21 protein-coding genes are annotated in these 21,921 nt (G+C 62.8%); 14 read left to right on the top strand and 7 right to left on the bottom strand.

Going from position 1 to position 21,921, the window contains the following annotated elements; translation table 11 throughout:
- Positions 1 to 25 precede the first annotated feature (25 nt).
- The gene (locus tag UC34_RS14895) at positions 26 to 571 is read left to right on the top strand and encodes a PAS and helix-turn-helix domain-containing protein (RefSeq protein WP_044456158.1); all 546 of its coding nucleotides are present in this window, start codon (positions 26 to 28) and stop codon (positions 569 to 571) included.
- Between the two features lie 173 nt (positions 572 to 744).
- Here UC34_RS14895 and UC34_RS14900 read toward each other — a convergent pair whose 3' ends face one another.
- From UC34_RS14900 to UC34_RS14910, 3 genes are all read right to left on the bottom strand, one after another.
- Entirely contained in the window at positions 745 to 1,134 is a 390-nt protein-coding gene (locus UC34_RS14900; protein ID WP_044458223.1) for an acyl-CoA thioesterase, read from the bottom strand.
- Positions 1,135 to 1,485: 351 nt separating this feature from the next.
- Positions 1,486 to 2,550 (bottom strand): DctP family TRAP transporter solute-binding subunit, encoded by a 1,065-nt coding sequence (locus tag UC34_RS14905; RefSeq protein ID WP_044456159.1) that lies wholly within the window; start codon positions 2,548 to 2,550, stop codon positions 1,486 to 1,488.
- A gap of 207 nt (positions 2,551 to 2,757) precedes the next feature.
- On the bottom strand, positions 2,758 to 3,534 hold the full coding sequence (locus tag UC34_RS14910) for an SDR family oxidoreductase (protein WP_044456160.1): 777 nt from the start codon (positions 3,532 to 3,534) through the stop codon (positions 2,758 to 2,760).
- A gap of 178 nt (positions 3,535 to 3,712) precedes the next feature.
- Here UC34_RS14910 and UC34_RS14915 point away from each other — a divergent pair, with 178 nt between their 5' ends.
- Together UC34_RS14915 and UC34_RS14920 are read left to right on the top strand one after the other, a co-directional pair.
- Positions 3,713 to 5,383, top strand: coding sequence for an electron transfer flavoprotein-ubiquinone oxidoreductase (locus UC34_RS14915; RefSeq protein WP_044456161.1), 1,671 nt, complete (start codon positions 3,713 to 3,715; stop codon positions 5,381 to 5,383).
- A 101-nt stretch (positions 5,384 to 5,484) separates the two neighbouring features.
- Complete coding sequence (locus UC34_RS14920) at positions 5,485 to 5,814, top strand: MliC family protein (RefSeq protein ID WP_044456162.1); 330 nt, start codon at positions 5,485 to 5,487, stop codon at positions 5,812 to 5,814.
- Between the two features lie 98 nt (positions 5,815 to 5,912).
- Here UC34_RS14920 and aroC read toward each other — a convergent pair whose 3' ends face one another.
- Genes aroC through UC34_RS14935 form a run of 3 tightly spaced genes read right to left on the bottom strand, consistent with a single transcriptional unit; the run spans position 5,913 to position 9,423 of the window.
- A complete protein-coding gene (gene aroC, locus UC34_RS14925) occupies positions 5,913 to 7,016 on the bottom strand; it encodes a chorismate synthase (protein WP_044456163.1) in 1,104 nt (367 codons plus the stop codon).
- Positions 7,017 to 7,051: 35 nt separating this feature from the next.
- Positions 7,052 to 8,971, bottom strand: coding sequence for an MFS transporter (locus UC34_RS14930; protein ID WP_044456164.1), 1,920 nt, complete (start codon positions 8,969 to 8,971; stop codon positions 7,052 to 7,054).
- Positions 8,968 to 9,423, bottom strand: coding sequence for a CBS domain-containing protein (locus tag UC34_RS14935; protein WP_044456165.1), 456 nt, complete (start codon positions 9,421 to 9,423; stop codon positions 8,968 to 8,970). The genes UC34_RS14930 and UC34_RS14935 overlap by 4 nt, the downstream gene beginning before the upstream one ends.
- A 502-nt stretch (positions 9,424 to 9,925) precedes the next feature.
- Between UC34_RS14935 and UC34_RS14940 the strand changes: the two genes are divergently transcribed.
- The 3 genes from UC34_RS14940 to UC34_RS14950 all read left to right on the top strand — a co-directional run bounded on the left by UC34_RS14940 (position 9,926) and on the right by UC34_RS14950 (position 12,485).
- Positions 9,926 to 11,233 (top strand): O-acetylhomoserine aminocarboxypropyltransferase, encoded by a 1,308-nt coding sequence (locus UC34_RS14940; protein WP_044456166.1) that lies wholly within the window; start codon positions 9,926 to 9,928, stop codon positions 11,231 to 11,233.
- A complete protein-coding gene (locus UC34_RS14945) occupies positions 11,230 to 12,045 on the top strand; it encodes an alpha/beta fold hydrolase (protein ID WP_044456167.1) in 816 nt (271 codons plus the stop codon). The genes UC34_RS14940 and UC34_RS14945 overlap by 4 nt, the downstream gene beginning before the upstream one ends.
- A 95-nt stretch (positions 12,046 to 12,140) precedes the next feature.
- The gene (locus UC34_RS14950; RefSeq protein WP_044456168.1) at positions 12,141 to 12,485 is read left to right on the top strand and encodes an Mpo1-like protein; all 345 of its coding nucleotides are present in this window, start codon (positions 12,141 to 12,143) and stop codon (positions 12,483 to 12,485) included.
- Here UC34_RS14950 and UC34_RS14955 read toward each other — a convergent pair.
- A complete protein-coding gene (locus UC34_RS14955; RefSeq protein WP_084070677.1) occupies positions 12,482 to 13,813 on the bottom strand; it encodes a YihY family inner membrane protein in 1,332 nt (443 codons plus the stop codon). The two genes, UC34_RS14950 and UC34_RS14955, sit on opposite strands and share 4 nt — an antisense overlap.
- Positions 13,814 to 14,113: 300 nt before the next feature.
- Here UC34_RS14955 and wrbA point away from each other — a divergent pair, with 300 nt between their 5' ends.
- The 8 genes from wrbA (at position 14,114) to UC34_RS14995 (ending at position 21,685) form a co-directional block, all read left to right on the top strand.
- Positions 14,114 to 14,701 (top strand): NAD(P)H:quinone oxidoreductase, encoded by a 588-nt coding sequence (gene wrbA / locus UC34_RS14960; protein WP_044456169.1) that lies wholly within the window; start codon positions 14,114 to 14,116, stop codon positions 14,699 to 14,701.
- Between the two features lie 211 nt (positions 14,702 to 14,912).
- Positions 14,913 to 15,353, top strand: a complete 441-nt coding sequence (locus tag UC34_RS14965) for a DUF2069 domain-containing protein (protein ID WP_084070679.1) — start codon at positions 14,913 to 14,915, stop codon at positions 15,351 to 15,353.
- A gap of 116 nt (positions 15,354 to 15,469) precedes the next feature.
- A complete protein-coding gene (locus tag UC34_RS14970) occupies positions 15,470 to 16,891 on the top strand; it encodes an FAD-binding oxidoreductase (RefSeq protein WP_044456170.1) in 1,422 nt (473 codons plus the stop codon).
- Positions 16,892 to 17,560: 669 nt separating this feature from the next.
- Positions 17,561 to 17,956 (top strand): hypothetical protein, encoded by a 396-nt coding sequence (locus UC34_RS25430; protein WP_157123202.1) that lies wholly within the window; start codon positions 17,561 to 17,563, stop codon positions 17,954 to 17,956.
- Between the two features lie 149 nt (positions 17,957 to 18,105).
- Positions 18,106 to 18,639 carry a MerR family transcriptional regulator gene (locus tag UC34_RS14980; protein ID WP_084070680.1) on the top strand — a complete coding sequence of 178 codons (534 nt, stop codon included), beginning with the start codon at positions 18,106 to 18,108 and terminating at the stop codon, positions 18,637 to 18,639.
- A 77-nt stretch (positions 18,640 to 18,716) separates the two neighbouring features.
- Positions 18,717 to 20,348, top strand: a complete 1,632-nt coding sequence (locus tag UC34_RS14985; RefSeq protein WP_052811075.1) for an MFS transporter — start codon at positions 18,717 to 18,719, stop codon at positions 20,346 to 20,348.
- Positions 20,349 to 20,417: 69 nt separating this feature from the next.
- Complete coding sequence (locus UC34_RS14990; protein ID WP_084070682.1) at positions 20,418 to 21,269, top strand: M90 family metallopeptidase; 852 nt, start codon at positions 20,418 to 20,420, stop codon at positions 21,267 to 21,269.
- Positions 21,270 to 21,418: 149 nt separating this feature from the next.
- On the top strand, positions 21,419 to 21,685 hold the full coding sequence (locus tag UC34_RS14995) for a type B 50S ribosomal protein L31 (protein WP_044456172.1): 267 nt from the start codon (positions 21,419 to 21,421) through the stop codon (positions 21,683 to 21,685).
- Positions 21,686 to 21,921 lie beyond the last annotated feature (236 nt).

Below are 21,921 nucleotides of genomic sequence, written 5' to 3' on the forward strand. Positions count from 1 at the left end.
ACCTGACCAGATCCGCACTCCCCCAATGCCGACGTTCGACTACCAGACAGCCTTCCACATCGCCCCCGTCGGTCTGGTCATTTCGCGCCAGCGCATCATCGAGGACTGCAACCGTCAACTCGGCAAGATCTTCGGCTACGACCACGAGACGCTCATCGGCCAGTCTTTCCAGGTCCTGTATCCGTCGCCCAAGGAATTCGAGCGCATTGGTGAGCGCATACCGCCCATCATGAGCGCACAGGGCGTCTATTCCGATGAGCGCATCATGCGGCGCGCCAACGGAGAACTCTTCTGGTGCCACGTCACCGGGCGTTCCCTCGACGTCAACGATCCGCATGCCGCCGGTCTCTGGACCTTTGAGGATATCTCCGCTACGCGCCGCGTCGCCGTCGCACTGACTGCCCGCGAGCGGGAGATCGCCGCGCAGCTCGTGCAAGGCAAGACAAGCAAGCAGATCGGCAAGATTCTCGACATCAGCCCGCGTACCGTGGATATCTACCGGGCGCGTCTGATGCAGAAATACGGCGCGGGCACGGCCACGGAACTCGTTCAGCGACTGCTGGGCAACTGACCCACCGCGCAACAACCCGTTCACCGGAAAAAATGCGCGGGGCTGCGCACCCTGCTTGCCGCGCAACGCAACATCGCCGTGCTTTAGCGCGGTTACAGCGCTTACTGCACGCACTGCACTCACTGCACCTGCTGCGCTCGCTGTACTTACCGCACTTACAGCAATTGCAGCACTTACTGCGCCGCAAACAATGTCCGTACCGCCTCCGGCAGCGGCACGGACTTCTCGGCCTTGTAGTTCACCCACACGATCTTCGCACCGCCCTCTGCGACGACGATCTCAGGCGTGTCCGCGCGCCGAAGCTCGAAACGCGTGTCGACACTGCTGCGCCCCGGTGTGCCAATGAACATGCGGCAGTCGATATCGCCCGGATAGCGCAACTGACGCAGAAACGTCATGTTGGCGTTGACGATCACGGGGCCCTCTCCCGTCGCACTCTCTTCGGACGCAATATTCAACGTCTCCAGCCATGAAATACGCACCTGCTCCATGTACCGGAAATACACGGTGTTATTGACATGACCGAATGCATCCATATCGCCCCAGCGAATGGGCATGCTCATGCGAAACACTTCCTTGAACTCTGACGACACTGCAAATTCCCCGTGATCAAAATCAGCGCCCTGCCGCGAGGTGGCGGGCGTCATGGGGCTAAAGTGTAGCGCTTCGGATTGACAAACGTGCGGCACACCGCCGTGATTTGCCCGGAACGGAGGTACTTTCGGAATGACGAGAGAACGCCACCTCGGAGATTTCCGAGGCGGCCGGAAGGGGCCGGATGGCTGGGAAGGAAGGGCAACACGAAGCGAAATACGATGCGCAATACAGCGCGCAACACGGAGCGCGAGATAGGGCGAGATCAGACGCGTGACGACACGCCCGGCACGGACCGTGTCAGCACGCCGCGGGCATCGTCACTTGCGCGCGCCAATGGGCTGGGCCTTGCCCGTCATCGCATCGTCCTTCACGGCGGCTTCGGCCTTCTCGACGAGATCGCGTCCCACCAGCGCCTTCCATTTCGCGTAGACGGGGCGTGTGGCGTCGACAAAGCGCTGACGCTGTTCCGGCGTAAGGCGCGTCACCTTGACGCCACGCGACTCCAGGTTCTCCCACATGCCCTGCCCTGTGCTGAGCAAATCTTCGCGTGCCAGCGTCACTTCGAAGCGGGCGGCTTCCGTCGCCGCGTCGCGCACGATGTCGCGATCCTGCGGCGACCAGCTATCCCACACCTGACGGTTGACCACAAACACGATTGGATCGGCCACGTAATCCCAGACCGTGATGTAGCGCTGCCCGGCCGTCTCGAGCTTCGTGTTGTTGAAAATCGTGATCGGATTTTCCTGGCCGTCGATCTTGCGCGCGCGCAATGCGCGAATCGCCTCGCCCCAGGTCATCTGGGTCGGCACAGCCCCCAAGGCGGTGAAGATATCGTTGAAGAGCAATGACCCGACGACACGGAAGCGCAGGCCGCGCATATCCTCGGGCGCACGAATGGCCCGGCGCGAATTGCTCAACTGCCGAAAGCCGTTCTCGCCCCAGGCAAGCGGCACGACGCCCTGCTCTTCGACACGGCGAAACAACTCGCGCCCGACGTCGCCTTGCGTGAGCGCATCGACCGAACGATAGCCGCGTAGAAGGAACGGCAGCGAAAAGACGTTGAACTCGGGAATGGCCGAAGACCAGTTGATCGTCGAGCCGACGGCCATATCGATGACACCCTGACGCAACGCCGTGAACTCGCGCGTCTGATCGCCGCCCATGAGTGTGGCGTTCGGATGCAGCCGGATGTTGATGCGCCCGTTCGTCCGTTCGCGCACCATGTCGGCCCACAGTTGTGTCCCCTTGCCCCACGGCGTGCCCGTATCGGGCACGATCGACAACGTGTATTCGGCCTTGTAAGGTTGCGCGGCCAGCGGTGGCGCGATTGCGGCGAGGGCAAGCGCGACTCCGACGAGCCCCCGCCAGCCTTGATTACGCATGTTGTCCTCGAGATGATTCGGGATCCGACGTCAACCCGACGCCTTGTGTCTTTGTGTAACTCCCGTAAACGTCCCGAAATTATGCGCTCGTCGTCAGTGCGCTGACTGCCTCGGACAATCCCCGATTGCCGCATTGCAGCGAGCCTGCCCAACCGGGGCGAATCCCCTGGGTGTCAACCTCGGCCTCAGCCGTCACCCGACGCCGTCCTAACCGACGGCCAGACCGTCGTCGATGGTCATGATCGACCCGTTGATAAAACGGGAATCGTCTGACGCCAGAAGCAGAATCAGCCCATCGAGATCACCCGGTTGGCCCACACGCTGTCGCGGCAACATCTGAATCAGCTTGCGGCCGGCTTCGGTCTGCCAATGATCGTGATTGATTTCGGTGTCGATGTATCCGGGACAGAGCGCATTCACATTGATGTTGAAGCGCCCCCACTCGAGCGCCATGGCGCGGGTCATGTGAATCACTGCCGCCTTGCTCATGCAATAGACGCCGAGCATGGAGATCGCACGCTGCCCGGCAACGGACGCCACGTTGATGATCCGGTGCTGCCGCTGCGGATCGCCCTTGCTTCGACGGATCATCCGCTTGGCCACTTCCTGCGCGACGAAAAAGGCGCCGCGCGTGTTCGTGTCGACGACGTAGTCGAAGTCCTGAGGTGTCACGTCGACAAGCTTTTGCTGTGTCGATACGCCCGAGTTGTTGATGAGAATGTCGATGGCGCCGGCCTCGGTTTCCGCATGGGCGACACCGGCGCGAATGCTGTCGTAATCGGTAACATCGAGCGGCACGACGTGTGCGGCCCCACCCTGCGATTCGATTTCCGCGCGCAACTCCTTGAGCCGCTCCACCCGGCGGCTGGCCAGCACCACCTTGGCCCCCGCCTGCGCCAGCACCTTGGCGAACTGCATGCCGAGCCCGCTCGACGCGCCCGTGACCATCGCGACCTTGCCTTCCAGATTCAGCGAACGCCCCATCTTCTTCTCCCTCCGGCCCGAACCAGCATTGGACGACGGCGACACTCGAGAGGCCGCCGCTAGAGCTACCTACCTACCAAACCGAACGATCGTGCTATTAATATGCGGTTGCGAGGTGTTCCCCATTCCCGGAAAATGGCCGCACCCACGAATTCTAACGTTTATAACAGGAGCATCAATGGATCCCAAGCTGCTTGAGCAGTACGGCCCGAGGGAGTCGATGGAATATGACGTCGTCATCGTTGGCGGCGGTCCGGCCGGCCTGTCCACGGCTATCCGTTTGAAGCAATGTGCACAGGAAGCAGGCAAGGACATTTCCGTTTGTGTGTTGGAAAAGGGCTCGGAAATCGGCGCCCATATCCTCTCCGGCGCCGTCATGGATCCGCAGGCGCTCACCGAACTCATCCCTGACTGGAAGGAACGCGGCGCCCCCCTCGACACGCCCGTGGTCGAAGACCGTTTCCTGTTCCTGAGCGAGAATGGCGCGACCGCCACGCCGTCGTGGCTGCTGCCCGCCTGCTTCCAGAACCATGGCAATTACGTCATCAGCCTGGGCAACGTCGTACGTTGGCTCGGCCAGCAGGCCGAAGCACTGGGCGTCGAGATTTTTCCTGGCTTCCCGGCAGCCGAAGTGCTTTACGACGAGAACGGCGCCGTCATGGGCGTGGCCACTGGCAACATGGGCGTGGGCAAGGACGGCGAGCCGACCGAGAATTTCCAGCTCGGCATGGAGCTGCACGCCAAGTACACGATCTTCTCGGAAGGCGCGCGCGGCAGTCTCGGTCGCCAGTTGATGCGCAAGTTCAACCTCGACGAAGGTCGCGACCCGCAGGCTTATGGCCTGGGCATCAAGGAATTGTGGGAAATCGACCCGGCCAAACACAAGGAAGGTCTCGTGATCCACACGGCCGGCTGGCCGCTCGACGCGAACACCTATGGCGGCTCATTCCTCTACCATCTGCCGAACCATCAGGTCGCCGTGGGCTTTATCGTCGGTCTCGACTACGGCAACCCGTATCTGTCGCCGTTCGAAGAATTCCAGCGCTACAAGACGCACCCGTCGATTCGTCATTTCCTCGAAGGCGGCAAGCGCATTTCCTACGGCGCACGCGCCATCACCGCCGGCGGCTTGCTCGCCTTGCCGAAGCTGGTCTTCAAGGGCGGCGCGCTTGTCGGTTGCGAAGCCGGCTTCCTCAACGTCAGTCGTATCAAGGGCAGCCACGCGGCGATCAAGAGCGGCATGATGGCCGCCGATGCCGCATTCGACGCTCTCATCGCCGAGCGTCAGCGCGACGAACTCACCGCCTACCCCGCCGCTTTCGAACAGTCCTGGTTGCATGAGGAACTGAACAAGGCTCGCAACTTCAAGCAATGGTTCAAGAAGGGGCTGACGATCGCGACGCTGATGACCGGTATCGAGCAGAAGTTGCTCGGCGGCAAGATGCCGTGGACGATCCATCGCAAGAAGGCCGACCACGAGTGCCTGCTCCCGGCGGCACAATGCCAGCCGATCGTCTATCCGAAGCCGGATGGCAAGCTCACGTTCGATCGTCTGTCGTCGGTGTTCATCTCCAACACCAACCACGAAGAGAACCAGCCCGCGCACTTAACGCTCAAGGATGCGAGCGTTCCTGTCGGTATCAATCTGAGCGAATACGCCGGTCCGGAACAGCGCTACTGCCCGGCGGGGGTGTACGAGTTCGTGAAGAACGACGACGACTCGGAACGCCTGCAGATCAACGCGCAGAATTGCGTGCACTGCAAGACGTGCGACATCAAGGACCCCACGCAGAACATCGTGTGGGTCACGCCGGAAGGTGGCGGCGGACCGAACTATCCGAATATGTAATGTTGTACAGCCGCCGGTACGCCCGGCGGTTTTTGTTTGGGCGACTTGCCCGCGATGTGTGTGTCGAATCCCCTTCGAATCCACGCCGAAAGCAAGGAGGCATGATGTCGAAAGTCACCAAAGGAATGCCGCGAGCATGGCTCGCAGGCGCACTTGCAGGCGCGCTTGCTTTTGCAGGTGGCGCCGCACAGGCGAAGACGGTGAGCTACCTGTGCGATAACAAGCACGTCGCCGTGGTCGTCTACGACGATCACAACCTCGGCGGCGACGTGACGCTCTATTGGATGGGCAAACGCGAGGTGCTCAAACCCGCCCGCGCAGCGAGCGGCGAAAAGCACGTCGGACGAACGCTCATCTGGTGGAGCAAAGGCTCCGAAGGCACGCTATCCACGGCCAAGGGCGAACAACCCATCACGCAATGCCGCGAGTGAAGCCCGCGAACAACCGGACATGAAAAACGCCAGACAGTCGCTGTCTGGCGTTTTGCCTTGACGCTTGGTGTTGGCCCACGAACGTCGGCCCGGCGCAGTCACTCCGGCGCGCGCCCCGGAATCACCGGCGTCGTCACTTGAACGTCGCCACATTGGGCACGGTGACGCAACGCATGGTCGATCAGCACGAGCGCCAGCAGCGACTCGGCAATTGGCGTCGCACGAATGCCCACGCAAGGATCGTGACGACCAAATGTTTCCACCGTCGCCGGTTGCCCCGTCACGTCGATCGACTGACGCGGCGTACGAATGCTCGACGTCGGCTTGATGGCGATCGCGACGTCGATGTCCTGGCCGGTCGAAATGCCGCCGAGGATACCGCCCGCGTTATTGCCGATGAAGCCTTGCGGCGTCAGTTCGTCACCATGCTCGGATCCCTTTTGCGTCACGCTGCGAAATCCGGCGCCGATCTCGACGCCCTTGACTGCATTGAGCCCCATCATGGCGTGGGCAATATCGGCATCCAGCCGGTCGAACAGCGGCTCCCCCAGGCCGACCGGAACACCGGTCGCGATCACGCGGAGCTTCGCGCCGACGGAATCGCCGGCTTTGCGCAGGTCGTCCATGTAGGTTTCCAACTGCGGCACAACTTCCGCGTTCGCCGCGAAAAACGGGTTCTGCGACACCTGCGACCAATCGGTTTGCGGAATCTCAATGTCCCCGAGTTGCGTCATGCAGCCGCGAATCTGGACACCGTAGCGCTCGGCCAGCCACTTTTTCGCGACCGCCCCGGCCGCCACGACCGGCGCCGTGAGGCGTGCCGACGAACGGCCACCGCCACGATAATCGCGCACGCCGTATTTCTGCAGGTAAGTGTAGTCGGCATGGCCCGGGCGGAACGTCTGGACGATATTGCCGTAATCCTTGCTGCGCTGATCAGTATTGCGGATGAGCAGCGCGATGGGCGTGCCTGTCGTCACGCCCTCGAACACCCCGGACAGAATCTCGACGGCGTCCGGTTCGTTACGCTGCGTGACGTGACGCGACGTGCCAGGACGGCGGCGATCCAGTTCGACCTGAATGTCGGCTTCCGTAAGCGCCATTCCCGGCGGGCATCCATCGATCACGCAGCCGATGGCCGGTCCATGCGATTCGCCGAAAGTGGTGACGGTAAACAGGGTTCCAAGCGTATTGCCAGACATACGGGATCAGAGTGGGGTGTGACGGAAAGTGACCATTATACCGGCCAGGGGCCGCGAAGCTTGAGCACCTTGTCGCGCAGCGACTCCGGCGTGGCCAGGGCTGGCGCGACCGGTTCTCCGATCACCAGTTCGAGCCGATTCAGGATGCCGCGCTTGAACGGGCGGGTCATCGCCGCCCCGCCATGTCGCGAGAAAAAGCTTCCCCATAGCCCGCGCAACGCCATCGGCACCACCGGCACCGGCGAACGCTCGATAATGCGTTGCACGCCTTGCCGGAACGCTTGCAACTCGCCTGAGGCGGTCAGTTTGCCCTCCGGAAAGATGCAAACCACTTCGCCCGCATCGAGCGCCTTGGCAATTTGTTCGTAAGCGCGCGCCAGACCCGCCGCGTCCTCGCGGGCGGGCGCAATGGGAATGGCCCCAACGGTACGGAAGAACCAGGACAGCACCGGGATTTGGAAAATCCGCTGGTCCATCACGAAGCGAACCGGCCGCCGAATCGATGCACCGATCACCACCGCATCGGCAAAGCTCACGTGATTGCACACCAGCACGCACGGCCCCTCGCCGGGAATCTGATCTGCCCCCTTGACGTCGATCCGGTAGACAGTGTGAAGCATCAGCCACATCACGAACCGAATCAGGAACTCGGGCAGCAGCGTGTACAGATAAACTGCGACCAGCGCATTCAGAATTCCGGTCACGAGATACAACTGATCGATGGTAAGTCCCGCTTTGGTGAGCACCATCGCCATGAGCGCGGACACGACCATGAACAGCGCGTTAAGAATATTGTTGGCCGCAATGATGCGCGCACGATGCGACGACTTGCTGCGGCTCTGGATCAAGGCATACAACGGCACGCTGTAGAATCCGCCGAACATGGCCAGCAGAAACAGATCCGCCAGAATGCGCCAGTGTCCCGGCTGCGCGATGAACTGCCCGACGCTTTGCAACGCGGGGCCGCCAACCCCGCCCCGGCTCGCAAAATACAGGTCGACGGCGAACACGGTCATGCCGATCGACCCGAACGGCACCAGCCCGATTTCCACCTTGCCCCCCGACAGACGCTCACATAGCAGCGCCCCGGCGCCGATGCCCACCGAAAACATGGCAAGCAGCAGCGTGACGACATCCGGGTTCGCGCCGAGCACGTCTCGCGCAAAATTGAAAAATGAGGCGAGGAAAGTCGCACCGAGAAACCAGAGCCACGAGATACCGAGCAGACTCTGAAATACCGCACGGTCGGTCCGTGCAATGCGCAGATTCCTCCACGTCTCGGTGAACGGATTCCAGTTGATTCGCAGATCCGGTTGCGCCGCTGGCGTTTGCGGCACCCACGTCGCCACGAGTCGTCCCAGCACGGCCAGCGCTACGCAGACACCTCCGATCCAGGGCAATGCGCCGCCACCGTGCGCTGCCATCTCGCCTCCGATGATCGTGCCGACGAGGATCGCGACAAAGGTGCCCATCTCCACGAGCCCATTGCCGCCCACCAACTCATGGTTAGCGAGATGCTGAGGCAGGTAGGCGTACTTCACCGGCCCGAACAGCGTCGAATGCAGCCCCATGAGGAAGGTGCAGAGGTAAAGCAGTGGCGCGCTCGTCCAGACGAACCCGCCCGCACCGACCACCATGATGGCGATCTCGAGCGTTTTGACGAATCGGATCAGGCGCGCCTTGTCCCACTTGTCGGCGATCTGACCGCTCGTTGCGGAAAACAGCAGGAACGGCGCAATGAATATGGCGGAGATGAGGAACGCCGCAGTCTTGCCATCGACGTCCTGAAACAACGATGCGTGGTAGGTGACCAGCGAAGTGAACGCAATCTTGAACACGTTGTCGTTCATCGCGCCCAGGAACTGCGTCCAGAAGAACGGTGCGAACCGGCGTTCCCTCAGCAGTCGTGATTGATGGCCGTCGCCGCGAGCCTCGCGCTGACTGGCCTCGCTCACTTTGCGTTTTCCGCTTCCTCGGCCGGCCAGTCGCGAATGTAGGCCTTGAGCATGCGGTTCTCGAAGGATTGTTCTTCGACAACGGCGCGGGCCACATCGTAGAAGGAAATCACGCCCATGAGCGTGCGGCTCTCCATGACCGGCAAATAACGTGCGTGACGCTCGAGCATCATGCGACGCACTTCGTTGACGTCGGTCTCGGGTGTGCAGGTAAGCGGATGGTCGTCCATGATCTTGCGAATCGTGGACGTGCCGACCGTGCCGCCGTTCTTGCTGATCGTATTGATGATTTCGCGGAACGTGAGCATGCCCACGAGGTCGCCGTACTCCATCACGACGAGTGAACCGATGTCGTGCTCGGCCATCGTGTCGACGGCATCGGCCAGCGAAGTTTCCGGGGTGACGGTGAAAAGGGTGTTGCCCTTCACTTTCAGGATGTCAGACACACGCATGGCACACACTCCTCTTTGTGTTGCTCGGGCGAACGTAGCGGAACGCTGCCGCCGAACGCCGCCGAATGCCGCCGGACTTCGGCTTGCGAGACGGAACGCCAACGCGTACGCCCGCTGTCTCCGCGTCAAATGGCGATTGGAACCTGTTCGATGGATGCTATCGGAAAGCGTCCGAAAAGGAAAGGCGAACGGCGCCCGCATGACCGTGCGATGCGGGTTTTCGGCCGATTCTGCGCGTGGCGTCAGACAACGCCTTATCCCGGACATCGGACAACACCGCAATTTCCCTGACGAACCTCACAAAGCCTGCCGTCCCGCCCAAGGGTGGTGCTAGGATTGCCGTATACGTAAAGTCTGCGCCGTGCATTAGCCGGGCAGGCCGGATCGGCGTCGCTCACCTGCCCACTGCGCGCTTGTCGCGCGCCGCCAGGGGGATGTTGTCTGCCGATCGTGCGCCCGTCGTTCGGATCCACTTCACACTCTCAGCGAGGCCCTCTCCGACATGTCAGTTCCGCACTTCGACACGCTCGCCCTGCACGCCGGGGCGGCTCCCGACCCAGCCACCGGGGCACGTGCCACGCCGATCTATCAGACCACCTCGTTCGTCTTTTCCGATGCCGATCAGGCGGCTGCACTGTTCAATATGGAGCGCGCCGGGCACGTCTATTCGCGCATCTCCAATCCGACGAACGCGGTCTTCGAAGAGCGCATGGCCGCGCTGGAAAACGGCGTTGGCGCGATTGCAACGGCAAGCGGACAAGCGGCATTGCATCTGGCAATCGCCACGCTGATGGGCGCCGGTTCGCACATCGTCGCGTCGAGCGCGCTCTACGGCGGTTCACACAACCTGCTCCATTACACGTTGCGCCGATTCGGCATCGAGACGACATTCGTGCGTCCCGGCGATCCGGATGCCTGGCGCGCCGCCGTGCGGCCGGAAACCCGGCTGTTCTTCGGCGAGACGCTCGGCAATCCTGGGTTGGATGTGCTCGACATCGCGCAGGTCAGTGCCATCGCACACGACGCGGGCGTGCCTTTGCTCGTCGACAGCACCTTCACCACGCCATGGCTGATCCAGCCGTTCGAGCACGGTGCGGACCTCGTGTATCACTCGGCGACCAAGTTTCTGGGGGGACATGGCACGACCATTGGCGGTGTGCTTGTCGATGGCGGCACGTTCGATTTCGAGAAAAGCGGCAAATTTCCCGAGCTGACCGAGCCATACGAAGGTTTCCACGGCATGGTGTTCGCCGAGGAGAGCTCCGTCGCGCCATTCCTGTTACGTGCTCGCCGTGAAGGACTGCGCGACTTCGGCGCATGCCTGCATCCGCAAGCGGCATGGCAGTTGCTGCAAGGGGTCGAGACGCTGCCGCTTCGCATGGCGCGTCACGTCGACAACGCGCGCCGGGTCGTCGAATTTCTGGCCGATCATGAGGCCGTGGCAAGCGTCGCCTACCCGGAGTTGCCGTCTCATCCCGACTACGCGCTGGCAAAACGCCTGCTGCCGCGCGGCGCGGGTGCCGTGTTCAGCTTCAATCTCAAGGGCGACCGTGAAGCCGGTCGACGCTTCATCGAGGCGTTGCAGTTGTTCTCGCATCTGGCCAATGTTGGCGACGCGCGCTCGCTGGTCATTCACCCGGCGTCCACGACCCACTTCCGCATGGACGCCGCCGCACTCGCGGGCGCAGGCATCGGCGAAGGCACGGTGCGCCTGTCCATCGGACTCGAAGACCCCGACGACCTGATTCAGGATCTCAAGCGGGGCCTGAAAGCGGCAGTCAAGCCGGCGTCGAAGGGGCAAGGTCGATGAATTTCGAAATCGCAGGTCATAACGTCTACGCTTACACCGGCGGAAAACCGTTGCTTCGGACACAGCCGACGGTCGTCTTCCTTCACGGCGCTCAGCACGATCACAGCGTCTGGGCGCTGCAGAGCCGCTATCTGGCGCATCACGGCATGAACGTGCTCGCGCTTGACCTTCCCGGCCATCATCGAAGCACCGGTGCGCCGCTCAAATCGATCGGCGAGATGGCCGATTGCGTGGTCGCGGTGATGGACGCGGCGGGCATCGACACCGCCGCATGGGTCGGCCACAGCATGGGCTCGCTGATCGCGCTGGATGCAGCGGCGCGGCATGCCGAGCGCGTCACGCGCATCGCGCTCGTGGGCACCGCTTACCCGATGAAGGTCTCCGACACGTTGCTGGAAGCCGCCGCCGAGCGCGAGTCGAGCGCCATTGCGATGGTCAATGCCTGGTCGCACAGCACGCTGGCGGCCAAGCCGTCGGCGCCGGGGCCGGGATTCTGGACGTGGGGCGGGAATCAACGGCTGATGGAGCGCGTTGCGCAACGCAACCCTGCGAAGGTGTTTCTCACGGATTTTGAAGCGTGCAACGGCTATGACCGGGGCACGGACGTCGCCGCCGGCATCCGGTGTCCGGTGCTTGCCGTGCTCGGAAAACGCGATCAGATGACACCGCCTCGCGCTGCCCAGGCGCTGCTCGACGCCTTGCGCGAGGCCGGTGTGCCGGTCACGACGCAGATCGTCGACGCCGGCCACGCCATCATGACGGAACAGCCCGACGCGCTGCTCGACGCGCTCAAGCGCTTCATGCGGGATTGAGCCAAACCGGGCGAAAGTGGGTGTCAGTGAGCGAAGGCGAGCGAGACCGAGCGCGTCAACGTCTCGATTCAGCGGACAGGACAAGGAGGGTTGCCATGAACCAGGGTGAACGTGAAAAACGGGATCCCCCGTCGGCCACGCAAACCTTCGAACGGTTTGCGGATTTTTACCCGTTCTATCTCGGTGAGCACCGGAATGTCACCTGCCGACGCCTGCATTTCGTCGGCTCGTGGGGTGTCATCGCGTTTCTGGTCACGTTCGCGCTTACGGGCAACGCCTGGTGGCTACTCGCTGCGCTCGTCTGTGGTTACGCGTTCGCGTGGGTCGGCCATTTCTTCTTCGAAAAAAACCGACCGGCCACGTTTCGCCACCCGATTTACAGCCTGATGGGCGACTGGGTAATGTTTCGCGACATCTGCGTGGGGCGCATCAAGCTTTAGCGTGTCGTCGGGCCGGACGGTCCGTCCCGGTGGATACCGGCGTCGGTGGGGGCGCCAGCGCCGGCCGCTTCATCGACATCGGCATCATCCACCGAAACATCGCGAGGCAGCGCATCGGCCAGGGGAACGTCCCACTTCCCTTCACGGAGGATCTCGGCCACATGCGCGCCGTCCAGCGCATGGCGCTCCATTTGCCGCGCCAGTTCGTCGACATTGAGCGCGAGTTGGGCCACGAGCGGCGAGAGCGTTGTCGTGCGAGGGTTGGTCAACAACAGCCAGCGTTCGGCGGGCGGTTGCATGGTGAGACGTCCGACCCAGCCCATGCGCTCTAGCCGGCCCAGCAAGTCGCCGACATGCTCCAGACTCGTTCTCATCAGGCGCGCCAGTTGCTGAGCCGTATAGCCTGCGCCGCCCGCCTCGCGGTCCTGATTGAGCAGATGGATGAGTGTGAGGCCGTCGAGCAGATCGCTTCCCGGAAAGCGCGGGTATTGAAAATGCCCCAGGCGCAATGCCGGCAGCACCGACGTAATCGTGGCGCCGGCGAGCGCTACGAGCCACGACAGGTAAATCCACAGCAAAAAGATCGGTACCGCGGCGAATGCGCCGTAGACAGCGGTATATGTCGGAAACTGACGGATATACAGGCCGAAGCCGCGCTTGGTCAGATCGAAAGCCAGGGCGGCCACCACACCGCCGACGAGCGCGTCGCGCCAATCCACCTTGCAGTTCGGCATGTAGACGTACATCAGCATGAAAGCCACGCTCGTCAGTGCCAGCGGGATCAGGCTCAGCATCGAGGCCACGGCCGGGGGTAGCGTGCTCACGAGCGACATCGACTGCGTAAAGACGTACGAACTGATCGACAGGCTCACGCCAAAGAGTAGGGGCCCGAGCGTGAGCAGGCTCCAGTAAATCAATAGCCGCTGGGCCAGAGGACGCGGACGCGGCACGCGCCAGATCACATTGAAGGCCGATTCGATCGTCATCAAGGTCAGCACGGCGGTCACCAGCAAACCAATCAGGCCGAACGCCGTCAGGCTCGTCGCCTTCGACGCGAACTGATTGAGATAGCTGAAGATCTGCGCGTTGACGCTTTCGGGCATCAGATGCTCAAGCAGGAAGCCCTGCAAGGCGTCGCGGAACGAATTGAAGATCGGAAACGCGGTGAACAAGGCGAACGTCACGGCGAACAGCGGCACGATCGACAGGATCGACGTGAACGTCAGACTGCCCGCCACTTGCGGAATCCGATCGTCCTGCGCACGCGTGAGCGCGTACCTCAGCAGTTGGCGAACGTGACTCCAGTTGATGCGGGACAATTTGCGCAAATCGGGCTCCTCGGCGAGAACATGGGTCCAACATGAGCGCGACGCGCCGGCACAGCAAGCGCGGGATCGGCATGTCCCGGAAGTCGGAAGACCACGAGACATGTCCTCAGGCACGCCACGCTTCGCGCTTCGCCGCTCTTTTTCAAGGCGTCACACCATTGGGAACCCCCTATAATACCCGCACTTTTCGCGGGCTTTTCACTCCGGACACAAGGTTTTGGCGCGTTTGCCGCCCGAGTGCCCGACTTTCGGCCCGTCCCTGACCGATCGACCGATTGGTTTACCGATCGAATCACCTTCATGACCGAAATCCTTGTCCTGTACTACAGCCGTCATGGCACGACCGCTCAACTCGCTCAGTGCATCGCAGCCGGTATCGACAGCGTGCCGGGCGCTCAGGCGCGCGTGCGCACCGTGCCGGCGGTGTCCACGGTATGCGAAGCCAGTGCACCGGACATTCCCGATACCGGCCCGCCTTATGTGGAGTTGCACGATCTCGAAGCGTGTGCCGGTCTCGCACTCGGCTCCCCCACCCGCTTCGGCAATATGGCCGCGGCCTTGAAGTACTTCCTCGACGGCACCACGCCGCAGTGGTTGTCAGGCGCCCTCGCGGGCAAGCCGGCCTGCGTGTTTACGTCCAGCGCGAGCCTGCACGGCGGGCAGGAAAGCACGCTGCTGTCGATGATGATTCCGCTGCTGCACCACGGCATGTTGCTCATGGGGCTGCCGTACACCGAACCCGCGCTCTCCAGCACGCGTACCGGTGGCTCGCCTTACGGCGCAACCCACTTCGCCCATGACGGCAACCCGCTCTCGGCGGACGAACGTCAACTTGCAACGGCACTCGGCGCCCGACTCGCACGCGCCGCCTGCAAACTGGCAGAATGAGCATTCACGACGTGTCGACATCCCTGTCGATCTCGATCGCGTCGACTGTCCGAGCGAATGGGGTGGCGAATACCGGATCGGCGCGCAGATCGGAGAGGGGCAATGCGTCGCTTTCTGCCGGCCCCCTCCCCGCTTTCGGCTCGCCCGTCAGCGCGCAGTAGTATCGACGCCAAATGACCGGCCCCAGAATATCAGCCCCAGAGGCAAGCCAATGACTGCTACCCCCCCCGATCCGTCGCATGAAGCAGTACAAAACAACACTCACAGACCGAACGCCGATTCGCCCAATGCGCGGTGGCTGCGGCAGGTAAGCGTTGCGAGTCTGCTGGCGCTGATTGCGTTGTCGGTGGCGTGGGAGCTGTGGCTGGCGCCGCTGCGCCCGGGCGGCTCATGGCTCGTACTCAAGGCCGTATTGCTGCTGTTGCCGTTGCGCGGCGTGCTGCGCGGTAATCTCTACACCCTCCAGTGGTCGAGCATGTTCATCCTGCTGTTTCTCGCCGAAGGCGTGGTGCGCGGCATGACCGATACCGGCGCGTCGGCCTCGCTTGCCTGGATCGAAACGGCACTCTCGCTCGTTTTCTTCCTGGCGACGATCTGCTATTTGCGCCCCTTCAAACGCGCTGCCAAAGCCCGTGCGGCGGCAGCGCGGTAGTCGTTTCCGGCAACGCCCATGATGAACGCCATGTCTCTACCGCCGATGTCGGCCTTCTCGCGTGCCCCCAATGCCCGCAACGCCCCGAGTGCAAGCGTGGCGATGCCTGCCCTGCCATGAACGACGCAGCCTTCCTTACCGCCTGTCGCGACTTGCTCGGTCGCGACCACGTGCTGCAAGACAGCGCTGACACGAGCGGCTACCTCACGGACCAACGCAAACGCTATGTGGGCGCCGCGCTCGCCGTGATGCGCCCTGCCGACGCCGCCCAGGTTGCTGCGCTCGTGCGGCTGTGCGTTGCGCACGGCGTGCCAATGGTCCCGCAAGGCGGCAACACCGGTCTTGCCGGCGGCGCCACGCCCGATGCGAGCGGACGCCAGGTCGTCGTCAGTTTGCGACGGCTGGACCGCATCCGTCAGGTGGACGCCGATAACATGACGCTCACCGCCGAGGCCGGCTGCCTGCTTGCCAACGTGCAGGCCGCCGCCGCCGCCCATGAACGCCTCTTCCCGTTGAGCCTCGCCGCCGAAGGCAGTTGCACCATCGGCGGCAATCTCGCCACGAACGCGGGCGGCACCGCCGTGCTGCGATACGGCAATGCCCGCGAGTTATGTCTCGGGCTGGAAGTCGTCACGCCGCAAGGCGAGTTGTGGGACGGACTACGCGGCTTACGCAAGGACAACACCGGTTACGATTTGCGCGACATTTTCATCGGTGCGGAAGGCACGCTGGGCCTGATCACAGCGGCGACGCTCAAACTCTTTGCCCAGCCCGCCGCTCGCATGACCGCACTCGCGGCGCTGGACAGCCCGGCGCACGCGCTCGCGCTGCTCAATCTGGCGCAACGCATGGCCGGTCCGCTGCTAACGGGCTTCGAACTGATGTCGGATTTCTGTCTGAAGCTCGTGGCGCAGGTTTTCGAACAGCAGCGCTACCCCTTTGCACAAGCGTATGCCCAGTCGGTGTTGCTTGAACTGTCGGACAACGAAAGCGAGTCTCACGCGCGCGACCTGCTGGAGCGCATGCTCGACGCCGCGATGGCGCAAGGGATCGTGCGCGACGCCATCGTCGCGAACAGTCTTGCGCAATCGAACGCGCTCTGGCATTTGCGCGAGAGCATTCCGCTCGCGCAATCCGCAACGGGCCTCAACATCAAGCACGATATCGCGGTGCCGGTCTCGCAAGTCCCTGCCTTCATTGCCGCGACCGACCCGATCGTGCAGCGTATCGCCCCCGGTGCCCGCATGGTGACATTTGGCCATCTTGGCGACGGCAATCTGCATTACAACGTGATGGCGCCCGAGGGCATCGATCCCCCCACCTTTCTCAAGCAGTACCAAACGCGGGTGACGGCGGCCGTCCATGACAGCGTGCACGCCCATCGCGGCACGATCAGCGCCGAGCATGGCATCGGTCAGTTCAAGCGCGAAGCGTCTGCCCACTACAAATCGCCCGTGGAAATCGCATTGATGCGAGCGATCAAGGCCGCGCTCGATCCGCTCGGGCTGATGAACCCCGGCAAGGTGCTGCCGGACTGAGGTCACCTAGCGACATGCCTTGCAGGACGATTCGCATTCAAAAATCGTCAAATCTCGGAGAAATGTCGTCAATTTCACGACAAAATGGCGAGAAACCCGGCGACTTCCTTTACAGAGGCGCGCTAAATCCCTAAAATCAGTGCTTTCCAATTACGACGGAGTTTTCCGTGGGCAGTTGCTCTAGTAGCACGCAAGCGTCGGCAATGTCCGACCACGCGTTGGCCCGGTAACCCGCAGTCGTCACCGACTGCCGCTGCCGGTTCCAATGCCGCAGCGGTAGTGCATCGATCGCACCGAGTTTCGATGGCGTTCACGCCATGCAACACCTCCGGCAGCGATCCGGTTTTCGCGCGTTTTTCAGGTTTCTCAGGTTTTTTTGAGCTTCCCGCGCGTCCCGCCTCTACCCGCAGTTCAGCGTTTGTTTGACGGATGGAATCCCTCATCCGGCACGAGGCACGCTCAAAGCACCGCGACGCGTCCGACCTGTCATCGTCGAGCGCCAACGGCTGCGAAAAGCCTGCCGACGCTTGCGTCGAATTTACGCATCGCATGTGGTTTCGCACGCCTTCCTGCCCCACCGGGGCGATCGGCCGTTGCGTGACGCGACGTGCGATGCACACGCCAAGCCCCGGCATCCGCCGTCTCAGGCCCTTGATTCAGGAGGACACCATGACGCTGCAAATGCTTATCCCTTCGCTGTTCGACCGTGCGCGCGCACGCCTGTCGACGAAGCCAACGCCGACGTCGACCTTCGCCACCCCGAACCGCACCACGGCGCAGACCGCGCAAGCGTCGCCGCAGTACCGCCTGGTGGTGCTGACCCTGGCCTCGAAGGCCGACGCAATCGATGCGGTGGTAAGCAACGCCTTGCGCACCCAGCGGATCTCGCCCGAGACGGCGACCCGTACGAACCGCTCGGGCGGCTACCTGCTCGAACTCGACTATGTCCTGCGATGCGATCGCGGCCGCCGCGCCGCGCTCGTGCACCTCGTCTCCACGCTGGGAGACACCGCCGGCGTGCGCGCCATTCGCTGGGAAACTGCGACGCATCCGGTGTCGCGCTGAACCGCCCTGACATTGACGCCCTCCGGCCCGGCGATCCCGACACTCACACGTCGGGGCGCCGGGCCGTCCATTTTTCGCGACATCCAAACCTATACGTGCACGTATAGGTTGTGCTAACATCCGGTCATCGTTCGATCGGAGGCACGTCAATGTCCGCAGATCTCGTTTCCGACGCTCCCGCTGCTACGCCCTCCGAGACACGCGAAGACGACGCCGCGTTGCTGACCGTCGGCCAAGCGGCGACTGCCCTCGGCGTCACCGCCCGCACGTTGAAGTATTACGAGGAACTGAATCTCGTCGTGCCCGCACGCAGCGGCGGACATTACCGCATGTACACGCAAGCCGACCTGGCAACGTTTGGCCGCATTTTGCGTATGCGCTCGCTCGGTTTCTCCATTGCGGCGATCACGGAAATGCTCAAACGCCCTCGCCGGATGGTCGAGGCGGGCAAGTCCCGAATGAACGAGGAGGACCTGCAAGCGGTGCGTGAGGCGCTGTCCTCACAGCTCGAAACATTGCGGGAGCGTACGGCGCAGGTGCGACGTGAGTTGCGTGAGGCGGAAAAGCTCGAAGCGCAGATCGCGCACGATCTCCAATACATCGAGCAGCGTCTGCGCGGTGTGCCGGCAGATGAACTGCTGGCTGAGCGCGCGGTGAAAGCGCACAAGGCGTCTTCGCGATAACTTGAACCGCCCTCCCGACTCAGCCTCAGCCGCGGCCCCGACACGCTCTTGAATCCTCCTAGCACCGCACCCGCCCGATGACATCCGTCGCTCCGCCCACAGACAACGCCACCGCGGCATCCGCGCCCCCACGCGTGCCGACGTCCGGCGGCACGGGCGGCACCGGCGGTGGCGGCGCCGACCCGCTGCGCCCCATGCGGGTGGAAGCCTATCGCTATGCCCTCGGCCTGATCCCCGGACTCGAATTCTTCGAAAACGCTCTGCTCGTCTACTTCGCCGTTTACGTGTCGGGCGGCGTCGATGCATCGCCGAAGGAATTCGTGTGGATGACGACGGCGTACGGGATCGCCTCAGTGCTCGCGATTCTCAAACAGCAATGGTTCGTCGAGCGCATCGGTTATCGCCGCTATCTCAGCGCGTCGTTGCTGCTGTACGCCTGCGGCGCCATCCTCGCCGGGACCAGCGAGGGCGTGACGCAACTCGTGATCGCGCGTGCCTTTCAGGGCTTTTGCGCGGGCAGCTGGATGAGCTCATGCCGCATTCTCGCGCAGGTCAGCGTGCCCGCGGAGCGCCGCGGCAAGACGATCCAGACGTTCGCCCTACTGCTGTTCACGGGGTCTGCGGCAGCACCGCTGATCGGCGGGCTGCTCGTGTCCGAATACACCTGGCGCACAATGTTCCTGTGCACCGCTGCGCCGGCCGTCCTGCTCGCCGGTCTGGCCTGGTTCGCCGTGCCCGACGTCGGCCGTCTGCGCGATCGCGCGGGGGGCGGGCACTATCCGTTCGCACCGTTCATGGCCTTCGCGCTGGCCATGGGCGCGTTTCAGGTCGTGCTCCAGGAGATGCGCTACACCCTGTGGCTGCAAACGCCTGCGCTCCCGCTGCTGACGGTGGTTGGCGTAGGCGCGCTCGTGTGGTTCGGCTACCACCAGTGGCAGCATCCCGCACCGTTCATCCGCTTGCAGCCGCTGCGCCGCCGCGAGTTTCAGGTGGGGCTGCTGCTCTACGCGGCCTATTACTACCTGGCCAACACGCAAAGCTATCTGATGCCACGCCTGCTCGAGCAGGGCCTCGGTTTTACGGTACAACACACCGGCCAGTTGCTCGGCTATTCGGCGTTGCTCACGGTCATTCTCTTGCTCGTCTACTTTCGCGTCGCGAAGTTCATCACGCACAAGAAACTGCTGATCGTGAGCGGCTTCCTGATGACGATCGCGACCAGTCTCTGGCTCGGCGCCATGCCACCGAATGCAGGCCAGTCGCAGCTCTACGGCGTGCTCGCGCTCAAGGCGGTGTTCGGTATTTTTACCGTCCTGCCGGTCGCCAACCTGACGTTTCGCACCTTCGATCACGAGAGTTTCGTCCATGGCTATCGGTTGAAGAACATTCTTCGCCAACTCTCGGGCTCGTTCGCGGCATCCACCATCGTGGCATTCGAACAACATCGCGAAGCCCTGCATCGCACCCGGCTCACCGAAGTCGCCAACCCCTACAACCCGATCTTCACCCAGACGCTGGAGTCGCTGGCCAATGCACTCGCCCACGCCGGCGTTGCCGCCTCGCAGGCCCACGGCGCCGCGCTCGCGCAGATTGCCCAGATGATTCAACGTCAGGCGTCGTTTCTCTCGTTCATCGACGGGTTTCACTTCATCGCCATCGTCGCATTGTGCGGGGCGATTTTTGCGGCAATCCAGAAGCAGCTAAATTAGAATTTGTGCGTCATCGTTCGCGGTTGCACATCGCTCAACCTCGCCCGGCCTTATTTGGCAACGCCCGTCATGCTCAAGACTCTGCTCGCCAGCCTCGGACTCTCCCACCACACCAGGACCATCGACGACGCCGTCTGGCATGAGGTCGTGGGCGCCTTGCCATTTCTCTCCAGACGAAGCGCTGCGGACCTGGCCAAGCTTCGGACATTGGCCGCCGAATTCCTGGCCGGCAAGCACTTCTCCACGGCGCACGACCTCGTGCTCACGGACGCCATGTGCGTCTCCGTGGCCGCTCAGGCCTGCCTGCCGATCCTCAATCTGCCGCCGGCGCTGTACCGGGGGTGGACCGGCATCGTGCTGTATCCGGGTGAATTTCTGATCCGCAAGACGGTGCAGGACGAAGCGGGGGTCGTACACGATGTCGCGCGGGAAGCCAGTGGCGAGGCGTGGGACGGTGGCCCTGTCGTGCTGTCATGGCAGGACGTGCAGGCCAGCGACGTGCTGGCGTACAACGTCGTCATCCACGAGTTCGCGCACAAGATCGATATGGAAGACGGCGAAGCCGATGGGGTGCCGCCGATGCTGCGGCGCCTGCACGGCGACCTGACGAGCGGGACATGGTGCGAGGTCTTCGACCCGGCCTACGAGGCGTTCTGCCACCACGTGGCGAATGTGCCGGACGCCGAGTGGGACGCCTTCGCGTCGACGTCCCTGATCGACCCGTATGCCACAGAGCACGAGTCGGAGTTTTTCGCCGTATGCACCGAAGCCTTCTTTGTCGCCCCCGAGGCCTTTCTCAACGAATATCCGACCTTATACGCGCTCTTTTCGCGCTATTTCCTGCAAGATCCGGCGGCGCAGCACCCCACGCCGCCCGGCGGGCCGGCGTCCCTGCCACCCGGGACTGCCGCAACCCCATGAAAACTTTGCGAAAAACGGGATTTTCATGGCATAATGCGCGTTTTCCAAATCCGGAAAGTGGTTGACGCGTTTCCCGTCGCAAGACGGCGATGGCGTTAGCGGGCAAGGGGCTCGCGCAGACTGGCTACCGACTTAACTCAAGGTCCATCATGAAAGAAGGCATTCACCCGAATTACCGCGAAGTCGTGTTCAAGGACATGACCCCGGGCATCGACTTCCAATTCATCTCGCGCTCGACGATCCAGACGAAGGAAACCATCGAAGTCGATGGCAAGGAATACCCGCTCGTGAAGCTGGATACGTCGTCGGCATCGCACAACTTCTACACCGGCGAAACCCGCATCATGGATGCTGAAGGTCGCGTCGACAAGTTCAAGAAGAAGTTCGGCGCCCGCGCCGGCGGCAAGGTCGCCTAAGTTTGGCAATAGACCGCACAACGCACCGCGCAACGCGATGCGGGGCCTGACAGACGTTTGCAGGCCAGCGCATCGGGGGCAATACCCCCGCGTTGCGAAAAGCTTTGGAAAGGGCAGCTCAGGCTGCCCTTTTTTCTTGGTTCTGCCCTGCGCCACACGACCGGTTACTGTCATACTGTCGGCTTTTCCGGGTGCCCCGGGTGCGCCTGTGCGATGACATACCGAGCTTCGCTCCG

Origin of the sequence: Pandoraea vervacti (assembly GCF_000934605.2) — a bacterium.
GTDB lineage: Bacteria > Pseudomonadota > Gammaproteobacteria > Burkholderiales > Burkholderiaceae > Pandoraea > Pandoraea vervacti.